Source organism: Pseudomonas sp. GW821-FHT02A08 (genome assembly GCF_059422045.1).
The window spans coordinates 55,006-76,694 of sequence record NZ_JBWKWD010000030.1 but is presented as its reverse complement, the minus strand read 5'-3'; the positions used below and the strand labels follow the sequence as shown (position 1 = coordinate 76,694).

Sequence of the window (21,689 nt, the reverse complement as noted above, 5' to 3'; positions counted from 1 at the left end):
GCGCCGCAGATGTTCGGTGGCGAAGCCATCCAAGGCAGCCCGACCCGCGCTGGCCTGGACAAACCGGATGAGGTGGCAAAAAGCATCGCGCTGGGCAAGGACGCCGCGACCTTCTTGTGGATCAAAATGCCCATCGAGTATGACGCCCCGTACACCACGCAGCAGGAAGCGCTGGTGCGTTTTAACGGGTTGTCCGAAGACCCGGAGGAGCATACGCGCGCCGTACGAAAGGGCGCGGCCCGCTCCAGCGGCAGTTCCTGCCACGAGCGCGAGGAAACCCCACGCGAGGCCCGGGCACGCATGGAGCATGACCAGAAGACCTGGGGAAACAACTCCTACCACTCGGCGATCCTGCGCAGCCCGGAAAACCAGCGATGGGTAACGGCGATGGACATTGCCATCGGCCAGGCCCACTGCCTTGACGACCCGGCCATGCGTGAGGTGTTGGTGGCGATTGCGGATTGGAAGATGGATGAAAAACAATTCGAGCGCGCCAGGCATTTGCCAGGTTGGTCGCGACTCAGCGCTGATACACAGGCGCTAGTGAAATCCAGTTACCTGTATTACCAGTTCGGCGTATTTCCATCCTCCGTGTTGGTTCCGTTGTCGCCACCCGCTCTGCTTGCCGGCGCCGCTAAAAACGGAGGTGCCTTGTGAGCGATCCTCAACCCCGCCCCCGAACGTTACCGAAACTCAAGCCCTATCTCTGGATCGCCGGCGTACTGCTGATCCTTTGGCTCGGCTTCGCCTGGCTGGTCCACATCAAGGCACAGGAAAACAACGTGGAACTTCGCAACTTCAACCCGGTACTGCGCTGGGGAATCGCCGCCATTCTGGGGCCCTTGCTGCTGATTTTCACTGTTCACTGGTGGGGCAAAGCCGTGGCCAGTGAAAAGGCCGGACTTGCCGCCTATAAAGCCAACGTCATGGCGCAAATCGCCGAGCAACAGGTCACGCAAACGCGGACTTATTCCTTGGAAATACGCGGGGTAGGGCTCGGGATCTACCAGGACCACCAATCGGAGATCTGGCAATTCATCAAGAAGAAAAATAACAACTTTGCGTCGATTTACTCACGGGACCCCAAGGATTACACAGACTCACTAGACTCCCGAGAGATCAGCAGAGATATCAAAATCCGAGTCGCCTTCAAACATTCTGCAGGCGCGTCAGTGGCGTACTGGCCAATCCCGGTATTTTCCATCGCACCGCCCAAGCAACCTTCAGATACCGGGGCTGCGAGCAATATTCTCAACGGTCGCAATGCCGCCACGCTTGGTGTCACGCTGTTTTTGTGGCAGGACGCGGAGAATACGACCCATGCTCAGGGCATGATCGAGCGCTTGTTCCAGTTCTTTGATGACAACCCCGAAGTGCCCCAGGCCTTGATCGTGAGCGAGGACGGCGACGTCACGCGAAACGGTTTACGCGTGCCTGGCACCCCTGGGTTGCAGAACGGCCATGTCGTCCCCACGGTGTACGAAAGCATGACCGGGCTGCTGGTCACCCGCTCGGATCGGGTGGATCGGTACCTTCGCCCTTATGCCACCCACGAGCCTGAGGACAACCAGAACAAAGACACTGATTTGGGCAAGTTGTGGGCGTTTTACTGGAAACAATCCCGTGAGTTTCTAGATGTGTACGAAGAGGCGGAACGTGCCAAAGGCGCTCAAGATCCCTTAGCTCCCGGCACCATGTCCACCGCCTACTGGCAATCGCAACTCCCCACACTCTGGCAAACCATAAACAACCGCGGGCCAGGCTATTTCGAACCCTCCCCATGGCTACCCATCCGCTGGGCCCAGCACCAGGTCAAAGAGTTCGACGCCGCGCCGGTGCTGGGCTACTTGCACCGGCCAATCAAGGTTTCGATGCAGGATGAACACGGTCAGCGGCTGAAACCGGCCTTGCAGGCCAAAGCCCTGCAGGCAGGCTGGCTGCAGGCCCTGGAGACATTACCCAAAGGGCAAAAGCCGGTCCGCGTGTTCTATGACACCACCGACAACCGGGACGCTGAAATTGCCCTGACCAATGCCTTGCATGGCCTGAATACGGACGGCCATGGGATCGAGCTGGGCAATGTCGATGAGGGTTACGACATCGGTCGGCGTCTGGGCAATACCGGGGTCAGCGGGGCTCTGGTGGAAATCAACCTGGCGACTATTGCCAGCTACCTGGACGGCGGAGCGAGCGCGGTGGTCTACGCCGGTCAGGACGGCAGCCTGACGGTACAGATGATCCACCCACCGGACGAAGCGCGCAAAGCCAGGAACCGCGAGAACCGTGGTGTCGACCCTTTCAAGTTCGGCGCCCCAAGTGGCGGTGTACCCAGAACATGAGCCATCCCATTTGCCTGGGCGACGCCACCAGCAGCGGTGGCACCGTGGTTTCCTGCCAGCTCGAAGGCACGCATACCCTCAATGGAAAAACCCCGGCGGTGTTGGGCGACAAGGCTTCCTGCCCGCTGCATCTGGGCGAGTTTGCCTTCGTCGAAGGGCATCCGCACCGGCGTATGAACGGCATTCCGGTGGTATTGCAGGGCCATCTCCTGGCCTGCGGTTGTCATGGCGTGGCGAGTACTGCTCAGAATGTGCAGGTGGTCTAGGCCGATACTCCGGGTTGTTTCTTTGTTGCAGGGGCGCTGGTGGCTCGCGGCGTGAAGCCCGGCCTCACGAGCCGGACTTTTTTGCAGGCTGATGATCTATCCTGTGCCTCCCCGATTTCACCCCGGAGACACCTGTGCCCGCCCTCACCGCCCGCGAGGTTTACCAGCCGTTGCGCGATGCCGCCCAGGGTATTCGCACCTTCAAGCGTATCGATGAATACTGCACGTCGAACCTTGTACGGGTCGACATCGACGGCTGGTGCCTGTTGCTCGACGTCGATGCCGGCCACTTGCGCCACTGCCTGCACGGCCAATGCCCCGATGGCCGCGAATATGCGTTCGACAACGGGCAGCGCTTCGGCACCGACCCGGTCAGTTTGCTCAGCACCTGGGAACTGGCGCAGATTGAACGGTTGCTGGCCTGAATCATTCGCAACCTGTCGTTCCCTGGCCGCACTTGTGATACACAAGCCGGAGTGATTTCTGCGTCCAAGGAGATTCCGTCCATGCCCCGTTCCCCACGCCTGCCGCACTGGCTGGTCTGCGCCCTGCTCGGTTTGTTCGCTGGCGGTGCCCAGGCCGGCACGACGCCCCCGGCACCCGATGCCCTGCAACCCTTGCTGGCGACGATGAATGAGCGCTTGTACATCAGTGAGCTGGTGGCGCTGACCAAGTGGGACAGCGGCAAACCGGTCCAGGACAACGCCCGGGAAGCGCAAGTCATCGCCAACGCCAGGAAGCAGGCGACCCAGCGCAAGCTCGACCCCGACGATGTCGCCGACCTGATCACCGCCCAGATCGAAGCCAGCAAACTGGTGCAATACGGCCGGCTCGCGCAATGGCAAGCGGCGCACAAGGCACCGGACACGCCACGACCGGACCTCAACAACGACATCCGGCCCAAACTCGACAAGCTGCAGAACCTGCTGCTCACGCAGTACGCCGATTTCCTGCCCTACCGTAACGACCCGAACTGCCCGCAATGGCTGGCCACCGAACGCTCGGCGCTGATCAAGGATTACCTGCATGGCCAGGCAATGATTCGTGCGACCGGGGAGCTTTGCATCATTGGTCGATGACATTGCCTACTGTAGGAGCGAGCTTGCTCCGGGCGGCGTTCCGACGATGGTCGTTAACGATAACGCGGGTTTACTGGCTAAACGCGGCGCTCTTGAGTCCTTCGCGAGCAAGCTCGCTCCTACAGGGGTTTTCATGACGGTTTGAACAACAGGCCTTACGCGATCTGCGCCAATGGAAACCGGCACGCCAAATGTAAAACACCCTTTACATCGCTGAAAAACTCGCCGAACATGTAAAGGGTCTTTTACATAAGGAAAAAGCAATGAAACGCTATTACATGGAAATGGGCGCCGCAGCAGCGCTGTACTCGGTATTGCTGATCCTGTCGGTCATCCTGCTCAAGGATCAGCAGGAAATGGCAATGGCGCTGAAGATCGTCATCACGCTGTTGCCGGTGATTCCTGCGGGGCTGATGTGTTGGGCGGTAGTACGGAATTTGCGCACGCTGGACGAAATGCACTTGCGTATCCAGTACGAAGCGCTTGGTTTTGCCTTTGCCGCGTCGGCATTGCTGACCTTCACTTACGGCTTTCTGGAGAATGTCGGCTTTCCACACGTGTCCTGGGTCTGTGTGTGGCCAGTGATGGGCCTGATGTGGATGATCGGGCTCAGGCTGGCCAAGCGGCGCTACCAATGAAAAACCGTCTCAAGGAACTGCGTGCCGAACGCAAGTGGTCGCAGGTCGATCTGGCGGCGCTGTTGAATGTTTCGCGGCAGACCATCAATGCTATCGAAAATGGCCGCTATGATCCCAGCCTGCCCTTGGCGTTCCAGATTGCCCGGGCATTTGCGCTGCCTATCGAGCGTATTTTCGATGACGAGTTCGCCGGCTAATCTCACTCTTCAATCAGGCAACTGCCCATGAGCCATAAGGAAACCCTCGCCAAAGTCCTGCTCGGCCCGGTGTTGCTTGCGCAAGGTCTTTACACCAGGCGAATGACACCGAGGCTGCCGGAGGCCGAAGGTGAACGCCAGGGCGAGGCCGGCAGCGGCGGCGTTCTGCGATTGTTGATTGTCGGCGACAGCGCCGCGGCGGGGGTGGGTGCGGCGACTCAAGGCGAGGCGCTCAGCGGTCGGCTGGTCGAGCGCCTGGCCGTGGATTATCAGGTGTCGTGGAAACTCTGGGCGCGCACCGGTCTGGATTCGCAAGGGTTGCTGGAGCTGCTCGAACAGCATGCCCCCGAGCCGTTCGATGTGGCGCTGTTGTCGATTGGCGTCAACGATGTCACCAGCTCACTTACCCTGGATCAGTGGCTCGCTCGGCAACAGCGATTGATGGCGCTGTTGTGCGACAAGTTCGCGGTGAAGCAGGTTGTGGTGTCGCCGCTTCCGCCGATGCACCTGTTCCCCGCACTGCCGCAGCCGCTGCGCTGGTTTCTGGGGTTCAGGGCGCGTCGTTTCAACGCACGGCTTGCGGATCTGGCCGCCGGCGTGGATCAATGCACGATGCTGACCACCCCGCTGGCACCCGAACCGGGCTTGATGGCCAGCGACGGTTTTCATCCGGGGCCGATGCTTTATCGTCAATGGGCCGACGATGCCGCCAGGGTTATCGACCAACGCTTTCGCACCACAACAATAAAAACAGGAGTTGAAGATGTCTGAGCTGAACCTGAACCCCAATGTCGCCACGTCCCTGAAGCAGTGGCATGCGATGCTCGGCAACCGCGACTTGAGTGGCTTGCCCGAATTGCTCGATCCGCAGGCGGTGTTCCGTTCGCCGATGGCGCATACGCCGTATCCGGGGGCGCCGGTGGTGTCGATGATCCTCAACACGGTCATGAACGTGTTCGAGGATTTTGCCTATCACCGCGAGCTGGCGACGGCGGATGGCTTGAACGTGATTCTCGAATTCAGCGCCAGGGTCGGCGATAAAGAGTTGAAGGGCATCGACATGATCCGCTTCAACGAACAGGGCAGGATTGTCGAGTTTGAAGTGATGGTGCGGCCGCTGAGTGGCTTGCAGGCGTTGGGTGAGGAAATGGGGCGGCGGTTGGGGGCTTACCTGAAGGCCACAAAAGCCTGACTCAGCAAATTACCCTGTGGGAGCGGGCTTGCCCGCGAAGGGGTCGGCACATTCAGCATCCATGTCGCCTGACACTCCGCCTTCGCGAGCAAGCCCGCTCCCACAGGTTTTGTGTTTAGTCTGAAATCGGGGGCAAACTGTTAGACCATCGGCTGATGACTGGTCACGCAGTGAATCCCGCCACCGCCCGCGGAGATCGCGTCGATGTCGAGCTGCACCACTTCACGGTCCGGGTAAAGTTCGGACAGCAGGTCGAAGGCCTTGGCATCCGCTTCCTTGTCGCCGAATTGCGGCGCGATGATTGCGCCGTTGATCACGAAGTAGTTGATGTAGCCGGCGGCGAAGTCCGGGTTGTCCTTGCTGAACCGGCTATTGCGCGGGTTGAGCGGTGGCGAAACGGTATGCACCTGCAATTTGCGGCCATCGGCATCCGTGGCGTTTTCCAGGATCTGCAGATGGGCGCGCGTGACCTTGTAGTCGTAGGACTCGGGGTCGTTGTCGAGGTTGGCGATCACCACCCCGGGCTTGACGAAGCGCGCATAGAAGTCGACGTGGGCGTCGGTGATGTCCTTGCCCTTGATGCCCGGCAGCCAGATGATTTTGCGCAGGCCCAGGCGTTCTTTCAGTTCTGCCTCGACGTCAGCCTTGGTCCAGTCGGGATTGCGATTGCGGTTGATCCAGCTGCTTTCGGTCATGATCCCGGTGCCGTGGCCGTCCACTTCGATGCCACCGCCCTCGCCCACCAGTTCGCTGCGCAGGTAATCGGCCTTGGCGTTTTCCGCGACCAGGGCGGCCAATTGCGCATCGTCCTCATGCTGCTGTTTGTTGCCCCAGCCGTTGAAGTTGAAGTCCACGGCGCCGAGGTTGCCATTGCCATTGCCATTGCCATTGCCATTGCCGTCGACGACAAAATTGGCGCCGATGTCGCGCATCCAGATGTCGTCCAGCTCGGCGATCACGAAGGTGGTGTTGCGGCTGCCGCATTTGGCTTCGGCCAGGCGCCGCTCGCTTTGGCGACAGAACACCGTGACCGGCTCGTATTCGGCGATGCTGCGGGCGATCCGGCCAAGGGCGTCTTGCACGTGGGGCGTGAAGTCCTCCCAGATCGCGGCCTGTGCCCCGAAGGCGATGAAGGCCCGCTGGTGTTTGTCACCTTCATCGGGCATGTACCAGTTGCCTTTGCCGGCCGCGCGCACCGGCATGGACCCCAAGCCCAATCCCATGGACGCCACTGCGCCCAGCCCGGCGATGACCGATACCTGCTTGATGAATGTTCGACGTGTCGGCATGTGCTTTCCTGAAATCCGGGGTTTGGCCGGCCCGTGGGCCGGCCGGTGATCAATTGACCGTAGCGGTCTTGAACTTGGTCCAGGTGCGCATGCGCGCACGCATGTCGGCCTGGGGAATGTCCTTGCCGGGAATCAGCCGCGCGTAGGTGGCTTCATCGATGTAGATGTCCGGGTTGTTGCGCATCGCGGCATCGACGTCCGGCCGCGCCTTGGCGTTGGAGGTCGGGTAGCCGGTGAAGTTGCTGATGGCCGCCATGTTCTGCGGGCGCATCACGAAGTTGATGAAAGCGTAGGCGTATTCCGGGTGCCGGGCGTCGACGGGAATGGCCATGGTGTCCATCCACACCGTGGTGCCTTCCCGGGGAATGCGGTAGTGGAAGGTGCTTTTCTTGCCGGCGCTGTCGGCCGTGCGCTGCGCCTGGGTCATGTCGCCGCTGTAGCCGAGGGACATGCACAGGTTGCCATTGACCAGATCGGTCACCGGTTGCGACTGGAATTTGCGCACGTACGGCCGCAACTTCATCAGCAACTCACTGGCCGCCGCCAGGTCCGCCGGTTTGCCGCTGCGCGGGTCGCGGCCGAGGTAGTTGAGCACCACCGCCAGCACCTCGTCCGGCGAGTCGATCATCGAGATGCCGCAATCGGCAAACTTTGCCGCCAGCTCCGGCTTGAACAGCATGTCCAGGCTGTTGACCGGTGCACCCGGCGCACGCTGGGCGATCTGGTCGGCGTTGTAGGTCAGGCCGATGGTGCCCCAGGTGTAGGGAACCGTGGCTTGGCTCGAATGCTCATAGTGCGAGCGCAGCTTCTGCAACCCCGGCTCGACGTCATTCAGGGCAGTGAGCCTGGACTGATCCAGCGGTTGCAGGCTGCCGGCACGCATCAGGCGTTCAGCCACGGTGTCGCCGGGGAAGATCAGGTCGTAACCGCTGCCGCCGGCGAGCATCTTGGCTTCCAGGGTTTCACTGCCATCCATGACGTCGTAGATCACCTTGATCCCGGTTTCGGCGGTGAACTTGCTGAGGGTGTCCTCGGCAAAATAATCCGCCCAGTTGTACAGCCGCAGGGTTTTCTCCTCGGCATGCAGCGCAGGCACCGCACAGGTCAGCGCCAGCCCCATGGCCAGGCACAGCTTGTTGATCGTGTTCATGTCACACCCCTTGGGTTGCCCAGCGTGAGTGGATCTGGCGACCGTCCTGGGTCAGTAATGCGCCGTACATGTCCGGACGGCGGTCGCGGTAGATGCCCCAGGTCAGGCGGTCTTCGCGCATGGCCGCCAGGTCCAGGGTGTGGACCAGCACGCCGGTGCTGTCGCGGTCGGCTTCGGCGAGCAACTTGCCCTTGTGATTGCAGATGAACGACGAGCCGTAGAAGCTCATTTGCAGGGTCGGGTCGGTGGTCGCCGCTTCCCGGCCGACACGGTTGGCCGCCACCACCGGCAGCAGGTTGGCGGCGGCGTGGCCGCGCATGGTCATCTGCCAGTGATCACGGGAATCCAGGCTTGCACAACCCGGCTCAGAGCCGATGGCGGTCGGGAACAGCAGCACTTCGGCGCCCATCAAGGCCAGGCAGCGGGCGGTTTCGGGGAACCACTGGTCCCAGCAGATGCCCAGGCCGATGCGCCCGAACGCGGTGTCCCAGACCCGGAACCCGCTGTCGCCGGGGCTGAAGTATTCCTTCTCCTGATAGCCGATGGCGTTGGGGATGTGGGTCTTGCGGTACACGCCCAACAGGCGCCCGTCGGCGTCGGCCACGCTCAACGAATTGAAGTAGGCATTGCCGGCCTTCTCGTACCAGCTCAGGGGCAGCACCACGCCCAACTCTTTCGCCAATGCGGCAAAGCGCTGGAGCACGTGGCTGTCGCGATATTCCTCGGCCAGGGCCAGGTGCTTGTGGTGTTGCTCGATGCAGAAGTACGGCGTGGCGAACAGCTCCTGCAACAGGATGACCTGCGCGCCTTTGGCCGCGGCCTCGCGGACCAGTTGCTCGGCCTGGTCGAGGTTGTGTTTCAGGTCCCAGGTGCAAGGCATTTGCGTGGTGGCGATGGTCAACAGTGTCATGGCATCAACCCCGCACCGGCCAGGCCGGCTGTTGCTGGGTGATGCAATGCACACCGCCGCCGCCATGGGCCAGATGGTTGATCCGCACCGGCACCACTTCACGACCGGGGAATGCCTGCGTCAGCACTTCGGCGGCGACCTTGTCGGCATCGATGCCGTAGGCCGGCATGATGATCGCGCCGTTGGCGATGTAGAAATTGGTGTAGGAGGCGCAGAACACTTCGGCTTCGGTGTCCACCGCATCGGTGGCTTCATAGAGTTCGATCAGCTCGAATTTGCGGCCCTGGGCATCGGTGGACAGTTCAAGGGCGCGACGGTTCTCCCGGGCGACTTCGGCGTACACCGATTGTTGGTCGTGGGTGGCGTCCACCAGCAACACGCCAGGACGGGCGAAGGCGCACACGCCGTCGACGTGGCCGTCGGTCATGTCACCGGTCACGTAGTCCGGATCGCCCGGCAGCCAGATGGTTTTCTTCACGCCCAGCAGGCGGGTGAAGATCTCTTCGATCTCGGCCTTGGTCACGCCCGGGTTGCGGTTGGGGTTGAGCAATACCGACTCGGTGGTGATCAGCGTGCCCTCGCCGTCCACATGGATGGCGCCACCCTCGTTGCTCAGCGCGGTGCCGAAACACTCCAGGCCCAGATGGTTGAGCGCGCGGCGGGCCAGGCTGTCGTCCAGATCGTGGGCCGACTTGCCGCCCCACGCATTGAAGCGCCAGCTCACACCGGCCAGGCCTTGCTGCGGGTGGCAGACGAAGCTCGGGCCGGAGTCGCGGCACCAACTGTCGTTGACCGCCAGTTCGATCAACTCGATGTTCGGCCCGCACAAGGCTTTGGCGCTGGCGACCGCTGAAGGATCGACCACCAGTTTCACCGGCTCGAAACGGGCGATGGCGTTGGCTACGCGGGCGAAGTCTTCTTGAACCTGTGGCAGCGTCACCCGCCAGCCCGACTCCCACAGGGTCTTGTTGTGCGGCCAGACCATCCAGGTGGCGGCGTGGGTGACCCATTCGGCCGGCATCGTCCAACCGCTGTTTTGAATACCGTTCTGCTGCATGACAAGTACCTCTGAGTTAAGTCATTGTGTTCAATGAAAACGCCCTTGGCGGTCTTGGCATGCATGCTACGGCTGTAAAAATGGGCAAACAAACGATGGATTTTGCAGGCAACTGATTAGAGGAACTTATCGATATGCTCAAACACTGGCCGCCCCTGAGCACCCTGCGCGGCTTCGAAGCCGCCGCCCGGCTGGGCAGTTTTCACAAGGCTGCCGATGAGTTGCACCTCACCCAGTCGGCGATCAGCCAGCAGATCCGCAGCCTTGAAGCGTACCTGGAGCAACCGCTGTTCTATCGCAGCGGGCGCAGCGTCAGCCTGACCGATGCCGGTCACGATCTGCTCAGCACCACCCAGGCGCTGCTGCAGCAACTGGCGGTGGGCATTCGCCGATTGGGGCAATACCAGAAACCCAATCAACTGGTGCTCAACACCACCCCCGCGTTTGCCCGGCACTGGTTGTTGCCACGTCTGGGGGATTTCCGTCGACAGCATCCGCAGGTCGATCTGTGGATCTTCAGCACCGATGAAGTGCCGGACATGGCCAGCCAGACCATCGACCTGGCGGTGCGCGACGACATCAGTTCCCAGGCTCAATGCAGTTTCAAGGTGCTGCACGCCGACCGCCTCTATCCGGCGTGTCACCCGAGCCTGTTGGCCGTGCCGGTGCAACAGCGCATCACCCTGCATGGCGAGCGGGAAATGGACTGGAGCCACTGGGCGGTGGAATCGGGCATTGATGTGGGGCAGATGGATCAGGGGCTGAATTTTTCCGATCCGGGGCTGCTGCTGGACGCCGCCTGCACCGGGCTGGGCATTGCGCTGGTTAGCCAGTTGCTGAGTCGGCAGGCGCGGGCCACCGGGCTGTTGCAGCCGATGGTGGAACAAACCATCCGCGGCCCGAACTGGGCGCTGCTGACCCACCGTGACAGCGAGAACACGGTGATGGCGCGCAGCTTCACTCAATGGCTGGTGGAGAACCTGGGCGAGTGATTACTGCGCCGGAAAAGTTTGCAGATAGGCCAACAGGTCTTCGATCTTTTCCGGGTCGCTGAGGCCCCAGAAAATCATGCGCGTACCGGGCACCACTTTCTTCGGCGCTTCAAGGTAGGCGATCAGGGTGTCGCGGTCCCAGATCAGGTTGGCGGATTTCATCGCGTCGGAATACACGTAGTCCGTGGTGACCGCAGAATGGCGACCGATCACGCCATTGAGTTGCGGGCCAAAGAAGGCGCGAGCCGATTCGCCGATCTGATGGCAGCCGCTGCAGAGGCGCTTGAAGACTTTCTCCCCGGCCTGGACATCGCCCGCAGCCAGGGTGGGTGTGCTGAACAGGCCAGCGCTGAGCGCCAGGGCGAGGGTCAGTGCGGCGATTTTCTTCATGTTGCGTATCCAGTCTGCGATGGCTCGCTATTGGAACATGCAGGCCGGGGATCCCCCAAGTGGTCAAATGGACGCAATCCCTGTGGGAGCGGGCTTGCTCGCGAAGAGGCCTTCACATTCAACATCGTAGGTGACTGGACTATCGCTTTCGCGAGCAAGCCCGCTCCCACAGGGACTTGCGCATGGCTTACTTTTTGTTGAGCTCAATGGCTGCCTGAATCAACGCCGTCAGCGCCGCTTCATCGATCTGCTCGCCCTCGCGAATATCGATGGCACGGCGGGTATTGCCTTCAAGGCTTGAATTGAACAGCTTCGACGGATCGTCCAGCGACGCACCCTTGGCGAAGGTCAGCTTCACCACTTGTTTGTAGGTCTCGCCGGTGCAGAGGATGCCGGCACGGGACCACACCGGCACGCGCCACTTCCACTCTTCGATCACTTCGGGGTCGGCCTGCCGGATGATCTTGCGCAGGCGGGCCAGGGTTTCGCCGCGCCAGTCGGCCAGTTCGCGGATTCGCTCGTCGATCAGTGCCGAGGCTTCGTTTGATTCAACCTTGTCCGTTTTCATCACTGTCTGCACCCTCATCATGATGGTTGTGACCGATGAGGGTAGACGGTGTTGGCGGCTTTTCAGGAATCGCTGACTGACGGAGCCTGGGGCACGGGGCGGGTTTTCACGGTGACGAACATTTTGATGCGGTCGCCGATTTCCTGGAGGGTATGGCGGAACGGGTCGTGCCTTTCGCTGGTGGTCGGGTCTTCGAAGCTCCAGACCATCACTTCAGCGGTAAACGGCATGCGCGCGGCCTCTTCGGAGGACTTGTCGCACAGGGTGATGACGTAGTCGAATGCCATGCCTTCGAAGTCTTCGAGGGACTTGCTGCGCAAGCCGCTGGCATCGACGCCGATGTGTTCGAGGGATTCGAACGTGCGCGGGTCGATCTCGGTGGCCTCGAGCCCGGCGCTGAAGGCCTGGAAGTCGGCAGGGTCGGTATGGCGAAGCAAGGCTTCGGCCATGGGTGAGCGGACATCGTTTCTGGCGCAGACGAACAGCACGCGACGGGGGTCGGTCATGGGTTTACCTCGACTGGCGGACTTTAGTGTTTGCTCATCAATCCATGCAGCACGCCGAACCGCAGACCCGGTTCAGACGCAATCATGTGCGTGATCCCGAACACCTTGAACGCCGCCAGCATCACCACCAGGCCGCCGGGCAAGATGCTCAGGCGATGGGTGGGCAAACCGGCCAGCTTGAGGTGTTTCACATGTTTGACTTCCAGCAGGCGCAGCGACAGGCGCAACAGGCCGCCGTAGGTGATGCCGCTTTGGCCGTCATCATTGAGGCCATTGGCCTTGAGCACCTTGGCCAGCATCCGCGCTGTCCCGGAAGAACCGACCGCCTGCTGCCAGCCCATGGCGCGATAGCGCCGGGCAATGCGCTCCAATTGCACGGTGGCCGCGCGTTCGGCTTCCAATAGCGCTTCGGCCACGATCCGCCCGCCATGGAAGTAACGCGCACCGAAGGTACCGCTGCCGATGGCGATGCTCTCGGTAACCAGCAACTGGTCGCCACGGCCGATGATCATCTCCGTGGAGCCACCGCCGATATCCACCACCAGCCGCGTGGTTTGCGCTGGCAAGGTGTGGGCCACGCCGGCGTAGACCAATTGTGCCTCTTCGTGGCCGGAAATGACGTCGATGCGAAAGCCCAGGTGCCGTTCGGCACTGGCCAGGAACAGAGGCGCGTTGTCCGCTTCGCGCACGGCACTCGTGGCCACCGCCCGCACCCGCCCGGCCTCGAAACCGCGCAGTTTTTTGCCGAACCGTGCCAGAGCCTGCCAGCCACGGTCCAGCGCCAACTCATCGAGCGCCCCACCCTGCAGGCCTTCGGCCAGACGCACCGGCTCACGCAGGGTTTTCACTTCCTGGATGACCATTTGCTGGTTCCGCCTCACCGACTGGCCAATCATCAGGCGAAACGCATTGGAACCCAGGTCGATGGCGGCAAACAGCGGGGCGTCTTTCATAGGGGGTTCCTTGCACATTCATCTGCCGGCGGACTGGCGGCCGTCGGGCACTCAAGACGGATTGCGAGGATCTTGCCATGGCTTCGATGACGCCCAGATGACACCACCGGGCATCACCACTTCGTAACAAACTGTGACTGGCGTCGGCTGTGCCACCCATGACGCGAGTGTCTCACCATGCTTTCCAATCAGGACACCCTGACCCAGCGCCTCAACCCTCGGGTCTGCCGGGTGGCCGCCCTGCCCGCGCCCAACGACCGAGAGCGCACGCAGTGGTATTTCCAGCGCTACGTATCGCACTTGCCCGCCGCCGGGGAAATCGTGCTGTTCGACCGCAGTTGGTACAACCGCGCCGGGGTCGAGAAGGTCATGAGGTTCTGCAATGACGACCGGTACGAAGAATTCTTGCGCACCGCGCCGGATTTCGAGCGCATACTCGCCCGCTCCGGCATCCAGCTGATCAAGTACTGGCTCTCGACTTCCGACCAGGAACAGAACCTGCGCGTTCTCAGCCGCATTCATCACCTGCTCAGCCAGATGCCCCAGCGAGAGCGCCAGAAGGACTATTCACGGGGGCCTGTACCGCAGGAAATCATCGTGCCGGAGATTTACTGAATTCAGTTTGACCCTCGCCACAATTAGTCGGCAGTCAGCGAATTAAACGCATCCTGATGAATGTCCATCAAGTTGTCATCGAATCGTCATGAACCAGGCGCCATACTTAAGTCATCCAATGCGTGCTTTAACTTTCTGCTGCCAGTCCCGGCGGCTTTTTTTTGCCTGAAATTGCGCTTACAGACACTCCTGCGCCGCACGCTCGAAACTGGACGGCACGAAGGTCGACGCCAGCAGCTTGCGCTCGTACAGGAACACCTTGCCGCCGTTCGAAGCCTTGTAGGTTTCAAGCACGTTGTCCGCCGCCACTTTGCTCGATACGACGATCCGGTAGCTGCGCTGGGTCTGCGACACCGTGGGCGCCAGTGCATCGTGCTGCAACTTCGGCACCACGCAATGGGTGTACTCCTCGGGCGACTTGCTGGTCTGCAAGGTCAGCGTCGGATTGTTCGGCGTGGCACAACCGGCCAGCAACAGCGAGGCGAAGGCCAGGGTCGGGGCAAAAAAAATGCGCATGAATCAGGTCCTGAAAAGCAATCTACGGTGAATGGGCTTGCCCGCCGTTCAATGGTCGTCGGGCTGGTTAATTTGTTGCTGCGGTCAATCCGGCGGAGACCAGCGCCCTCAACGACGCATCGAACTGTTTCAGCGCGGTCAGTTGCAGGTCGCGTTGCTGTTCGATTTGCGCGGCGATCTCGGGCGCGGTCTTGTCATGCACCCACACCGACGGCAGCTGTTTTTCCACCGCGCCTTCGGCCTTGCCGATGTATTGCAGGCCGGCGTCGTAGAACCGCGCGGCGAAACGCGCCTCGACCCGGTCGTTACGCCGGGTCAGCAACTGGTTGTGGGTATCGAGCATCACCACGACATCGGGATGGGCCTGCACCAGGGCATCGAGGTTGTCGTAGACCGTCACCGACAGAAAGCTCTTGCGCAGCGAACTCAGCAGCCAATCGATGGCCAGTTGCGGATCGGAGCTGTCGACGAAGGCCTGGCGAATCCGCGCATCCAGTGCGTTCTTCGCGCCATTGACGGCCACCGAGTGGTATTGCTCAAGGTATTGCAGGTTTTCCACGGTGTTTTCGCTGTACAGCACCCCGACCGTCTGCCCGTATTGCAGCCCGTCCTGGCTACCCGTGACAGGCGGCAAATGGCAGGCGCGTGCGTCCTCGGCGTAGGCCGATACGGTGGATGCAACACTGCCCAGCAACAGGGCAATCACAGCCAGTCGGGTCAGGATTTTCATCGCGCAGGTTCCTTGAGCAGCGTGTTCAATGCAGGCAATTTTCCGCCTTCGCGCAAAAAACAGAACTTGCGATTCTTGATGGTGACTATTGACTGAACCAATAGTGCAGCGGCGCCAGCGCATGCCTCTGGCGCAAACTTACCGGTCAATGTCGAACAAGCGGCTGTGCCGGGCACCCACTGTTGATTACAGTGGCGACTGCCCTCAAAACCTGATCAAGGAACGAAACAATGGTGACCTGCTACCTGAAATACGTGCTCGACCCCTACCAACTCGACGCGTTCGAACACTACGGCAAGCTGTGGATTCCCCTGGTGGAAAAGTTCGGCGGCCAGCACCACGGCTACTTTTTACCGTCGGAGGGCGCCAACAACATCGCCCTGGCGCTGTTCACCTTCCCCAGCCTGGCGGCGTACGAACACTACCGGCAGCAGTCGATGAACGATCCGGCGTGCATCGCGGCGTTCAAATACGCCGAAGAGAAAAAATTCATCCTCAGCTACGAGCGTTCATTCATGCGGCCGGTGTTTGGCGAGCAGGATCGCTGAGTCAGTCTTTTTTCAGATCCAGGCAATAGGTGTAGTAACCGGGGTCGCGCACCCAGCCCAGGGATTCATACAGGCGCTGGGCGGTGAGGTTGTCGGTGGCGGTTTCCAGGGTCATGCCTTTGCCGCCGGCCAGCTTCGCAAAATCCCGGGCGGTGTTCATCAGCAGTGTGCCGACGCCTTTGCCCCGGGCGGCGGGCGTGGTGAACAGATCAGCGAGCAGCCAGGTGCGATGGGCGTCGATCGAGGAAAAGGTCGGGAACAGCTGGACGAAGCCAAGGTTTTCGCCGTCGCTGTCCTGGGCAAGAAATATCACCGATTCATCCCGGGCGAGTCGCTCGTCAATGAAGGCGCGCGATTGCGCAAGGTTCGACGGCTGCTTGTAGAACATCCGATAGGCGTCAAACAAGGGGGCGATCTGGTCGATGTGCGATGCGTCGGCGCGCAGGGCCTGAATAGCCATGAGGGTGCTCCATTGCGGTCTCAAGGAATTACAGACTAGCAATGGCCAAGAAACAACGACGCACTATTTTCCTGAAAGCACCGTGGCCCATTGTGGGAGCGGGCTTGCTCGCGAAGAGGCCGTGTCGGTCGACATAAATGTTGAACGACACACCGCTTTCGCGAGCAAGCCCGCTCCCACATCAGGTTTCCACATTAGATTGCCGATTGTGGTCAAACCCGCACGTTACGCCCCGGCAAGGAGGTTCGCTGGCTGCTCTCCCAGCCCTCCACCAACCCCACCGGCACATCCGCTGACGGCAGCATCTGCACGCCACGCACCAGATCGGATGCCCGCTCAGCCAGCATGATGGTCGGCGCATTGAGGTTGCCGTTCGGCTCGGTCGGGAACACCGACGAATCGATCACCCGCAGACCGGCGATGCCGCGCACGCGCAATTCGGAGTCGACCACCGCCATGTCGTCCTCGCCCATGCGGCATGAACCGCAGGGATGGTAGGTGCTTTCCAGGTTGTCGCGCACGAAGGCATCGAGGTCTTCATCGCTGGTCACCTGCGCGCCCGGGGCGATTTCGCCGTCGCGGAAGCGGTCCATGGCTTTCTGGCCGATGATCTCGCGGGTCAGGCGAATGCAGCGGCGGAAGCCTTCGCGGTCCTCTTCCCGCTCCAGGTAGTTGAAGCGGATTTCCGGATGCTCGTACGGATCGGCCGAGCGCACGCGCACGTAACCGCGGCTTTTCGGTTTGTTGGGACCGGTGAGCACCATGAAGCCGTGGCCCTTGATCGGTTTGTTGCCGTCGTAGCGCATCGCTGCCGGCAGGAAGTGGAACTGGATGTCCGGCCAGCGCAGGCCCTTCTCGGAGCGAATGAAACCGCCGGCCTCGAAGTGGTTGGTGGCGCCCAGGCCGTCCTTGAACAGCAGCCAGCGCAGACCGATCATCAGCTTGCTCAGCGGGTCCATCTTGCTGTTGAGGGTCACCGGTTCCTTGCAGCCGAACTGGATGTACACCTCGGCGTGATCCTGCAGGTTCTCCCCTACTCCCGGCAGGTCATGGCGTACGCCGATCCCGGCCTTGCGCAGGACGTCCGCCGGGCCGATGCCGGAGCGTTGCAGCAGGTGCGGCGAGCCGATCGGCCCCGACGAGATCAGCACTTCACGGTTGCAATACACCTGGTGGGTCTGGCCACCGTGGTCATACATGACCCCCACCGCACGCTTGCCTTCAAGAATGATCTGGCGGGTCATCGCATGGGTGACCACCGTCAGGTTCGGACGGCCCATGGCCGGGCGCAGATAGGCGTTGGCCGTGGAGCAGCGCACGCCGTTCTTCACGGTCATGTGCATGGCGCCGAAACCTTCCTGCATGTAGCCGTTGCAGTCTTCGGTCTTGATGTAGCCCGCCTGCGCACCGGCTTCGACCCAGGCCCCGTACAGCGGGTTTTTCATGTGGTTGCCGTTGGTGGTGTGCAGCGGCCCGGTTTGCCCGCGATAGTTGTCACCACCCGACTCGTAGCTTTCGGCGCGCTTGAAGTACGGCAGGCAGTTGCGATAGCCCCAGCCTTCGGCACCGAGGGATTCCCACTCGTCGAAATCCAGCGCATGGCCACGGATGTACACCAGGCCGTTGATCGACGACGAACCGCCCAGCACCTTGCCCCGTGGGCAGTGAATGCGCCGGCCGTTGAGGAAAGTCTCCGGCTCGGTCTCGTAGCGCCAGTTGTACTTCTTGGTGTTCATCGGGATCGAGAAGGCACTGGGCATCTGGATCACTACGCTCTTGTCACTGCCGCCGAATTCCAGGACCAGCACCGAGGTGGCCGGGTCTTCGCTCAGGCGGTTGGCCAACACACAACCCGCCGAGCCTGCGCCAATGATGATGTAGTCGTATTTTTGCGTGGTCATTCTTTGCGTGGTCATAGTTATCTCCCGACCGTCGATTCAGTGAATACCCGCGGTGGCTGCTGTTTGTGGGTCAGCGTGTCGCCGGTGGTGTATTGCGGGGAATTTTTCTCGATCTGCTGGATCACCGTTTCTTCGCGTTTCAGATCAATCGAGCGGCTCAGCCAGTAGTAGGCCAGGCCCGAGACGATCAGCCCGACCAGCCAGGCGATGTCGATGCTGCCCAGCGCCTTGGCGAGCGGGCCGACATACACCTCGCGCTGTTCAACACCATCGAAGATGTAGAAGAACGGGATCATCGAGATAAAACCGATGGCATAGGCGGCGATACCGCGCAGTCCCCAGCTGCCATAGATGTTGCCGTGGGGCATGAAGAAGTGCGGGATGGCGTAGCGGCCCTTGCGCACGAAGAAGTAGTCGGTGAGGTTGACCGAGGTCCAGGGCACCAGGAAGTACAGCATCACCACCAGGTAGATCCCCAGCACCGACAGGCCTTTGCCCGAACTCTGGATGCTCAGGGCCACGCCCAGTTGCAGCAGGATCACGAAGCCGATGGCGAGGATGCGTGCCTTGCGGGTGGGTTCGATGTGTTTGATCGAGTCGACGCAGGTCAGCGTGGTCAGCTTGGCGCTGTAGATGTTCATCGCGATCACCGGCAGGAACGCCAGGATAGTGACCACCACCACCGCCGTGCCCATCAGTGGCGATACGGTGTTGCCGACTTGCCCCAGGGCCACCAGCACATCAGTGGAATGCAGGTGATCGGCCAGCCAGCCACCCACGGAAATCATCCACGCACCGGACAACGAAGCCCCGAGGAACACCACGGCGATCAATTTGCCGCTGGAGGTGTTTTTCGGCAGGTAGCGCGAGTAGTCGGACACATAAGGCGCGTAGGCGATGTTGTAGCTGGCCGCCGCCGCAAACTGCGCGATGAAACCGGTCCAGTTGAAACCCAGCGGTTCACGGGCCACTTCGCCTTCCGCGAGTGCCGGCAGCACCGCATCCGGCACCCAGCCCATCAGCACCGCCACGGTCACCAGGCCATACAGCGGCAACGACAGGAACAACGCCCATTTGAAGCTGCGGTGCATCCAGTCATGGCCGAGGATCGCCAGCACCGCCGCCGGTATGGTCACCGCCACCGCGATCACCGCGGGGTTGAACCCGAACAGCGTGTGCAGCCCCTGCATCATCAGCACCAGGTTGACGATGTTGAAGCCGGCGAACACGAACAGCGTCGCCAGCAGCACCAGGATCACCCCGCGATAACCGAACTGCGCACGGGACTGGATCATCTGCGGCAGGCCCAGGTGCGGGCCTTGCGAGCCGTGAAACGCCATGAACAGCGTGCCGAACATGATGCCCAGCGTGCCGGCCAGGGTGGTCCAGAGCGCGGTCAGGCCGACGCTCGGGCCGACGAAGCCGATGGTCATGGTGAAGAACGTGAAGTTGCCGAGGAACCAGAACGGGCCCTGGCTCGACAGTTTGTCGGTGCGCTCGTTCTCGGGTATGAAGTCAATCGAATGCCCCTCGACAACGGATTTTTCGTCGAGGCTGGACACGCTCGTGGCGGACTTGGCGTTAGTGTTCATGATGGACTCTTATTGTTGGAAGATCATGACTGAGTAACTGCATTCTTTTGGGTGAACGACACCCGGGTGCCTCCTTGCCGTTCCCTTTGGAGCGTGAGCGCCACCGCGCACTTTGTAGCAGCCGCCGGAGGCGGCGTTCGGCTGCGCAGCAGTCGTAAACCTGGATCGCATGGTTTACCTGACACTGCGCGACCCTCTGGTTTTACGACTGCTGTGCAGTCGAACGCAGGCTACGCCAGCTGCTACAGGTTGCGGTGAAACGTTCAGCCGTGGCTCAAGGCAGCGTGATCCAGACCGCCTTGGTTTCGAGCAGGTAATCGAGCTGCTCGGCGCCCAGGTCCTTGCCGAACCCGGACTGCTTGTAGCCACCGAACGGCATCGACGGATCGAGGGTGCCGTGGGCGTTGACGTAGACCGAACCGGCCTTGAGGCGCGGAATCAGGCTGTGCACCTTGCCCAGGTCGTTGGAATACAGTGCCGCCGCCAGGCCGTAAGGCGAGTCGTTGGCCAGGGCCAGGGCCTCTTCTTCATCGTCGAAGGGTGCGGTGACCAGCACCGGCCCGAAGATCTCTTCCTGGACAATGCGCATGTCGTTGCGGCAATGGGCGAAGATGGTCGGTTCGACGAAGAAGCCAGGGCCATCGACCGGTTGGCCGCCATAGACCAGTTCGGCACCTTCGGCCTTGCCGGTTTCGATGTACTCGGTCACACGCTGCTTTTGCAGGGCCGAAACCAGCGGGCCGATGAAGCAGTCCGGGTCCAGGCCCGGGGCCATTTTCAGGGTGCGTGTGTAGGCGATCAGCTCGCGCAGGAATTCGTCGTAGACGCTGCTATGAATATAGGCCCGTGTACCGGCGTCGCATACCTGCCCGGAGTTGAAAAACACGCCGTTGGCGACCGCCTGGGCGGCGGCCGGGATGTCGGCGTCGGCGCAGACGATGACCGGTGATTTACCACCGAGTTCGAGGGTCAGGCGCTTCATGTCATCCAGCGCTGCACGGCCGACAGTCTGGCCGACCGGGGTCGAGCCGGTGAAGGTCAGTTTGTCGATGCCGGGGTGGGTGGCCATGGCCGCACCGACCACGCTGCCGCGCCCGGTGACGATGTTGATCACGCCGTCGGGAATGCCCGCTTCCTGCACCAGTTCAGCGAAACGCAGGGCCGACAACGAGGTCAGCTCGGCAGGTTTGACTACCACTGTGCAACCGGTCGCCAGGGCCGCGCCGAGCTTCCAGGCCATGGTTTGCAGCGGGAAGTTCCACGGCACGATGGCGCCGACTACGCCCACCGCTTCCTTGCGGGTATAGGCCAGGTAGTTGCCCGGCAACGAAGGTTCGACGGTACGGCCGTGCAGCTTGGTGGCCCAGCCGGCGAAGTAACGCAGGGTATCGACAGTGCCCTGGATGTCCACGTCCTTGGCGAAGGCAACCGATTTGCCCATGTCGATGGATTCGATTTCCGCCAGTTCGGCAGCGTTCTGTTCGATCAGGTCGGCCAGGCGCTGCATCATGCGCTCGCGTTCGGCCGGTTTGGCCTGACGCCAGGCGCCGCCATCGAACTGCGCGCGGGCAGCTTGCACGGCGCGGTCCAGGTCATCGGTGGTGCCCATGGGAATGCGGGTGATCAGGCCTTCGGTCGAGGGTTCGATCACATCGGAAGTCTGGCCGTCGCTGGCTTCGACCCAGGCGCCGCCGATGAACATTTTCTGGACCTTGCCGAGGAAGGTCTGGGTGGCTTCGCTGACGCCGAATTTCTGCAGGTAACTCTTGACGATCGTGTCCATTTTTATTCTCTCTGCCCG

The 21,689-nt window shown here is 61.4% G+C and carries 25 protein-coding genes and 1 pseudogene; 12 read left to right on the top strand and 14 right to left on the bottom strand.

The window, feature by feature from the left end; translation table 11 throughout:
* The 9 genes from AC07W4_RS20335 to AC07W4_RS20295 all read left to right on the top strand — a co-directional run.
* Positions 1–657 (top strand): effector protein Tle3 domain-containing protein (locus AC07W4_RS20335; RefSeq protein WP_495033721.1); only part of this gene is annotated, 657 nt, incomplete at its 5' end.
* Positions 654–2,339, top strand: a complete 1,686-nt coding sequence (locus AC07W4_RS20330; protein WP_495033720.1) for a type VI lipase adapter Tla3 domain-containing protein — start codon at positions 654–656, stop codon at positions 2,337–2,339. The genes AC07W4_RS20335 and AC07W4_RS20330, both read left to right, overlap by 4 nt.
* Complete coding sequence (locus AC07W4_RS20325) at positions 2,336–2,605, top strand: PAAR domain-containing protein (RefSeq protein WP_495033719.1); 270 nt, start codon at positions 2,336–2,338, stop codon at positions 2,603–2,605. Before AC07W4_RS20330 ends, AC07W4_RS20325 begins: the two co-directional genes overlap by 4 nt.
* Positions 2,606–2,739: 134 nt before the next feature.
* On the top strand, positions 2,740–3,030 hold the full coding sequence (locus AC07W4_RS20320) for a DUF7693 family protein (protein ID WP_495033718.1): 291 nt from the start codon (positions 2,740–2,742) through the stop codon (positions 3,028–3,030).
* Positions 3,031–3,111: 81 nt separating this feature from the next.
* On the top strand, positions 3,112–3,684 hold the full coding sequence (locus AC07W4_RS20315; RefSeq protein WP_495033717.1) for a chorismate mutase: 573 nt from the start codon (positions 3,112–3,114) through the stop codon (positions 3,682–3,684).
* 263 nt (positions 3,685–3,947) lie between these two features.
* Positions 3,948–4,322, top strand: coding sequence for a hypothetical protein (locus tag AC07W4_RS20310; RefSeq protein ID WP_495033716.1), 375 nt, complete (start codon positions 3,948–3,950; stop codon positions 4,320–4,322).
* On the top strand, positions 4,319–4,519 hold the full coding sequence (locus tag AC07W4_RS20305) for a helix-turn-helix transcriptional regulator (protein ID WP_104447726.1): 201 nt from the start codon (positions 4,319–4,321) through the stop codon (positions 4,517–4,519). The genes AC07W4_RS20310 and AC07W4_RS20305 overlap by 4 nt, the downstream gene beginning before the upstream one ends.
* Positions 4,520–4,546: 27 nt before the next feature.
* Positions 4,547–5,290 carry an SGNH/GDSL hydrolase family protein gene (locus AC07W4_RS20300; protein WP_495033715.1) on the top strand — a complete coding sequence of 248 codons (744 nt, stop codon included), beginning with the start codon at positions 4,547–4,549 and terminating at the stop codon, positions 5,288–5,290.
* Positions 5,283–5,711 carry a nuclear transport factor 2 family protein gene (locus AC07W4_RS20295; protein WP_495033714.1) on the top strand — a complete coding sequence of 143 codons (429 nt, stop codon included), beginning with the start codon at positions 5,283–5,285 and terminating at the stop codon, positions 5,709–5,711. Before AC07W4_RS20300 ends, AC07W4_RS20295 begins: the two co-directional genes overlap by 8 nt.
* A gap of 140 nt (positions 5,712–5,851) precedes the next feature.
* Here AC07W4_RS20295 and AC07W4_RS20290 read toward each other — a convergent pair whose 3' ends face one another.
* Genes AC07W4_RS20290 through AC07W4_RS20275 form a run of 4 tightly spaced genes read right to left on the bottom strand, consistent with a single transcriptional unit; the run spans position 5,852 to position 10,117 of the window.
* Positions 5,852–7,000 (bottom strand): agmatine deiminase family protein, encoded by a 1,149-nt coding sequence (locus tag AC07W4_RS20290; RefSeq protein ID WP_495033713.1) that lies wholly within the window; start codon positions 6,998–7,000, stop codon positions 5,852–5,854.
* 49 nt (positions 7,001–7,049) lie between these two features.
* On the bottom strand, positions 7,050–8,150 hold the full coding sequence (locus AC07W4_RS20285) for an extracellular solute-binding protein (RefSeq protein WP_495033712.1): 1,101 nt from the start codon (positions 8,148–8,150) through the stop codon (positions 7,050–7,052).
* Between the two features lies 1 nt (position 8,151).
* Positions 8,152–9,060, bottom strand: a complete 909-nt coding sequence (aguB, locus tag AC07W4_RS20280) for an N-carbamoylputrescine amidase (RefSeq protein ID WP_495033711.1) — start codon at positions 9,058–9,060, stop codon at positions 8,152–8,154.
* Positions 9,061–9,064: 4 nt separating this feature from the next.
* Positions 9,065–10,117: an agmatine deiminase family protein gene (locus AC07W4_RS20275; RefSeq protein WP_495033710.1), complete on the bottom strand. Its 1,053-nt coding sequence runs from the start codon at positions 10,115–10,117 to the stop codon at positions 9,065–9,067.
* 134 nt (positions 10,118–10,251) lie between these two features.
* On the opposite strand from AC07W4_RS20275, the gene AC07W4_RS20270 reads away from it, so the two are divergent.
* A complete protein-coding gene (locus AC07W4_RS20270) occupies positions 10,252–11,109 on the top strand; it encodes a LysR family transcriptional regulator (protein WP_495033709.1) in 858 nt (285 codons plus the stop codon).
* On the opposite strand, the gene AC07W4_RS20265 is transcribed toward AC07W4_RS20270, so the two are convergent.
* From AC07W4_RS20265 to AC07W4_RS20250, 4 genes are all read right to left on the bottom strand, one after another.
* The gene (locus AC07W4_RS20265; RefSeq protein ID WP_495033708.1) at positions 11,110–11,499 is read right to left on the bottom strand and encodes a c-type cytochrome; all 390 of its coding nucleotides are present in this window, start codon (positions 11,497–11,499) and stop codon (positions 11,110–11,112) included.
* 187 nt (positions 11,500–11,686) lie between these two features.
* Complete coding sequence (locus tag AC07W4_RS20260; RefSeq protein ID WP_495033707.1) at positions 11,687–12,067, bottom strand: DUF1801 domain-containing protein; 381 nt, start codon at positions 12,065–12,067, stop codon at positions 11,687–11,689.
* A 62-nt stretch (positions 12,068–12,129) separates the two neighbouring features.
* A complete protein-coding gene (locus AC07W4_RS20255; RefSeq protein WP_008049303.1) occupies positions 12,130–12,573 on the bottom strand; it encodes an arsenate reductase ArsC in 444 nt (147 codons plus the stop codon).
* 23 nt (positions 12,574–12,596) lie between these two features.
* Positions 12,597–13,526, bottom strand: a complete 930-nt coding sequence (locus AC07W4_RS20250; protein ID WP_008049304.1) for a Ppx/GppA family phosphatase — start codon at positions 13,524–13,526, stop codon at positions 12,597–12,599.
* 198 nt (positions 13,527–13,724) lie between these two features.
* On the opposite strand from AC07W4_RS20250, the pseudogene AC07W4_RS20245 reads away from it, so the two are divergent.
* Positions 13,725–14,141 (top strand): annotated as a pseudogene (locus AC07W4_RS20245) (polyphosphate kinase 2 family protein); the annotation flags it as partial.
* A gap of 177 nt (positions 14,142–14,318) precedes the next feature.
* On the opposite strand, the gene AC07W4_RS20240 reads toward AC07W4_RS20245, so the two are convergent.
* The gene (locus tag AC07W4_RS20240; protein WP_495033706.1) at positions 14,319–14,657 is read right to left on the bottom strand and encodes a hypothetical protein; all 339 of its coding nucleotides are present in this window, start codon (positions 14,655–14,657) and stop codon (positions 14,319–14,321) included.
* Between the two features lie 67 nt (positions 14,658–14,724).
* Complete coding sequence (locus AC07W4_RS20235; RefSeq protein ID WP_495033705.1) at positions 14,725–15,387, bottom strand: ATPase; 663 nt, start codon at positions 15,385–15,387, stop codon at positions 14,725–14,727.
* A gap of 230 nt (positions 15,388–15,617) precedes the next feature.
* Here AC07W4_RS20235 and AC07W4_RS20230 point away from each other — a divergent pair, with 230 nt between their 5' ends.
* The gene (locus tag AC07W4_RS20230; RefSeq protein WP_495033704.1) at positions 15,618–15,935 is read left to right on the top strand and encodes an NIPSNAP family protein; all 318 of its coding nucleotides are present in this window, start codon (positions 15,618–15,620) and stop codon (positions 15,933–15,935) included.
* A gap of 1 nt (position 15,936) precedes the next feature.
* On the opposite strand, the gene AC07W4_RS20225 is transcribed toward AC07W4_RS20230, so the two are convergent.
* The 4 genes from AC07W4_RS20225 to AC07W4_RS20210 form a co-directional block, all read right to left on the bottom strand.
* Positions 15,937–16,395 (bottom strand): GNAT family N-acetyltransferase, encoded by a 459-nt coding sequence (locus AC07W4_RS20225; RefSeq protein ID WP_495033703.1) that lies wholly within the window; start codon positions 16,393–16,395, stop codon positions 15,937–15,939.
* Positions 16,396–16,607: 212 nt separating this feature from the next.
* A complete protein-coding gene (gene betA, locus AC07W4_RS20220; protein ID WP_495033724.1) occupies positions 16,608–18,296 on the bottom strand; it encodes a choline dehydrogenase in 1,689 nt (562 codons plus the stop codon).
* A gap of 17 nt (positions 18,297–18,313) precedes the next feature.
* Positions 18,314–19,888 (bottom strand): purine-cytosine permease family protein, encoded by a 1,575-nt coding sequence (locus AC07W4_RS20215; RefSeq protein ID WP_495033702.1) that lies wholly within the window; start codon positions 19,886–19,888, stop codon positions 18,314–18,316.
* A gap of 274 nt (positions 19,889–20,162) precedes the next feature.
* The gene (locus tag AC07W4_RS20210) at positions 20,163–21,671 is read right to left on the bottom strand and encodes an aldehyde dehydrogenase family protein (protein WP_495033701.1); all 1,509 of its coding nucleotides are present in this window, start codon (positions 21,669–21,671) and stop codon (positions 20,163–20,165) included.
* Between the last annotated feature and the right edge of the window lie 18 nt (positions 21,672–21,689).

Coding starts and splice junctions, on each gene's coding strand:
- AC07W4_RS20310 (WP_495033716.1), top strand. CDS start 3,948: ATGAAACGCTATTACATGGAAATGGGCGCCGCAGCAGCGCTGTACTCG.
- AC07W4_RS20290 (WP_495033713.1), bottom strand. CDS start 7,000: ATGCCGACACGTCGAACATTCATCAAGCAGGTATCGGTCATCGCCGGG.
- AC07W4_RS20255 (WP_008049303.1), bottom strand. CDS start 12,573: ATGACCGACCCCCGTCGCGTGCTGTTCGTCTGCGCCAGAAACGATGTC.
- AC07W4_RS20295 (WP_495033714.1), top strand. CDS start 5,283: ATGTCTGAGCTGAACCTGAACCCCAATGTCGCCACGTCCCTGAAGCAG.
- AC07W4_RS20265 (WP_495033708.1), bottom strand. CDS start 11,499: ATGAAGAAAATCGCCGCACTGACCCTCGCCCTGGCGCTCAGCGCTGGC.
- AC07W4_RS20235 (WP_495033705.1), bottom strand. CDS start 15,387: ATGAAAATCCTGACCCGACTGGCTGTGATTGCCCTGTTGCTGGGCAGT.
- AC07W4_RS20250 (WP_008049304.1), bottom strand. CDS start 13,526: ATGAAAGACGCCCCGCTGTTTGCCGCCATCGACCTGGGTTCCAATGCG.
- AC07W4_RS20225 (WP_495033703.1), bottom strand. CDS start 16,395: ATGGCTATTCAGGCCCTGCGCGCCGACGCATCGCACATCGACCAGATC.
- AC07W4_RS20215 (WP_495033702.1), bottom strand. CDS start 19,888: ATGAACACTAACGCCAAGTCCGCCACGAGCGTGTCCAGCCTCGACGAA.
- AC07W4_RS20300 (WP_495033715.1), top strand. CDS start 4,547: ATGAGCCATAAGGAAACCCTCGCCAAAGTCCTGCTCGGCCCGGTGTTG.
- AC07W4_RS20210 (WP_495033701.1), bottom strand. CDS start 21,671: ATGGACACGATCGTCAAGAGTTACCTGCAGAAATTCGGCGTCAGCGAA.
- aguB (WP_495033711.1), bottom strand. CDS start 9,060: ATGACACTGTTGACCATCGCCACCACGCAAATGCCTTGCACCTGGGAC.
- AC07W4_RS20260 (WP_495033707.1), bottom strand. CDS start 12,067: ATGAAAACGGACAAGGTTGAATCAAACGAAGCCTCGGCACTGATCGAC.
- AC07W4_RS20305 (WP_104447726.1), top strand. CDS start 4,319: ATGAAAAACCGTCTCAAGGAACTGCGTGCCGAACGCAAGTGGTCGCAG.
- AC07W4_RS20270 (WP_495033709.1), top strand. CDS start 10,252: ATGCTCAAACACTGGCCGCCCCTGAGCACCCTGCGCGGCTTCGAAGCC.
- AC07W4_RS20230 (WP_495033704.1), top strand. CDS start 15,618: ATGGTGACCTGCTACCTGAAATACGTGCTCGACCCCTACCAACTCGAC.
- AC07W4_RS20325 (WP_495033719.1), top strand. CDS start 2,336: ATGAGCCATCCCATTTGCCTGGGCGACGCCACCAGCAGCGGTGGCACC.
- AC07W4_RS20285 (WP_495033712.1), bottom strand. CDS start 8,150: ATGAACACGATCAACAAGCTGTGCCTGGCCATGGGGCTGGCGCTGACC.
- AC07W4_RS20315 (WP_495033717.1), top strand. CDS start 3,112: ATGCCCCGTTCCCCACGCCTGCCGCACTGGCTGGTCTGCGCCCTGCTC.
- AC07W4_RS20275 (WP_495033710.1), bottom strand. CDS start 10,117: ATGCAGCAGAACGGTATTCAAAACAGCGGTTGGACGATGCCGGCCGAA.
- betA (WP_495033724.1), bottom strand. CDS start 18,296: ATGACCACGCAAAAATACGACTACATCATCATTGGCGCAGGCTCGGCG.
- AC07W4_RS20240 (WP_495033706.1), bottom strand. CDS start 14,657: ATGCGCATTTTTTTTGCCCCGACCCTGGCCTTCGCCTCGCTGTTGCTG.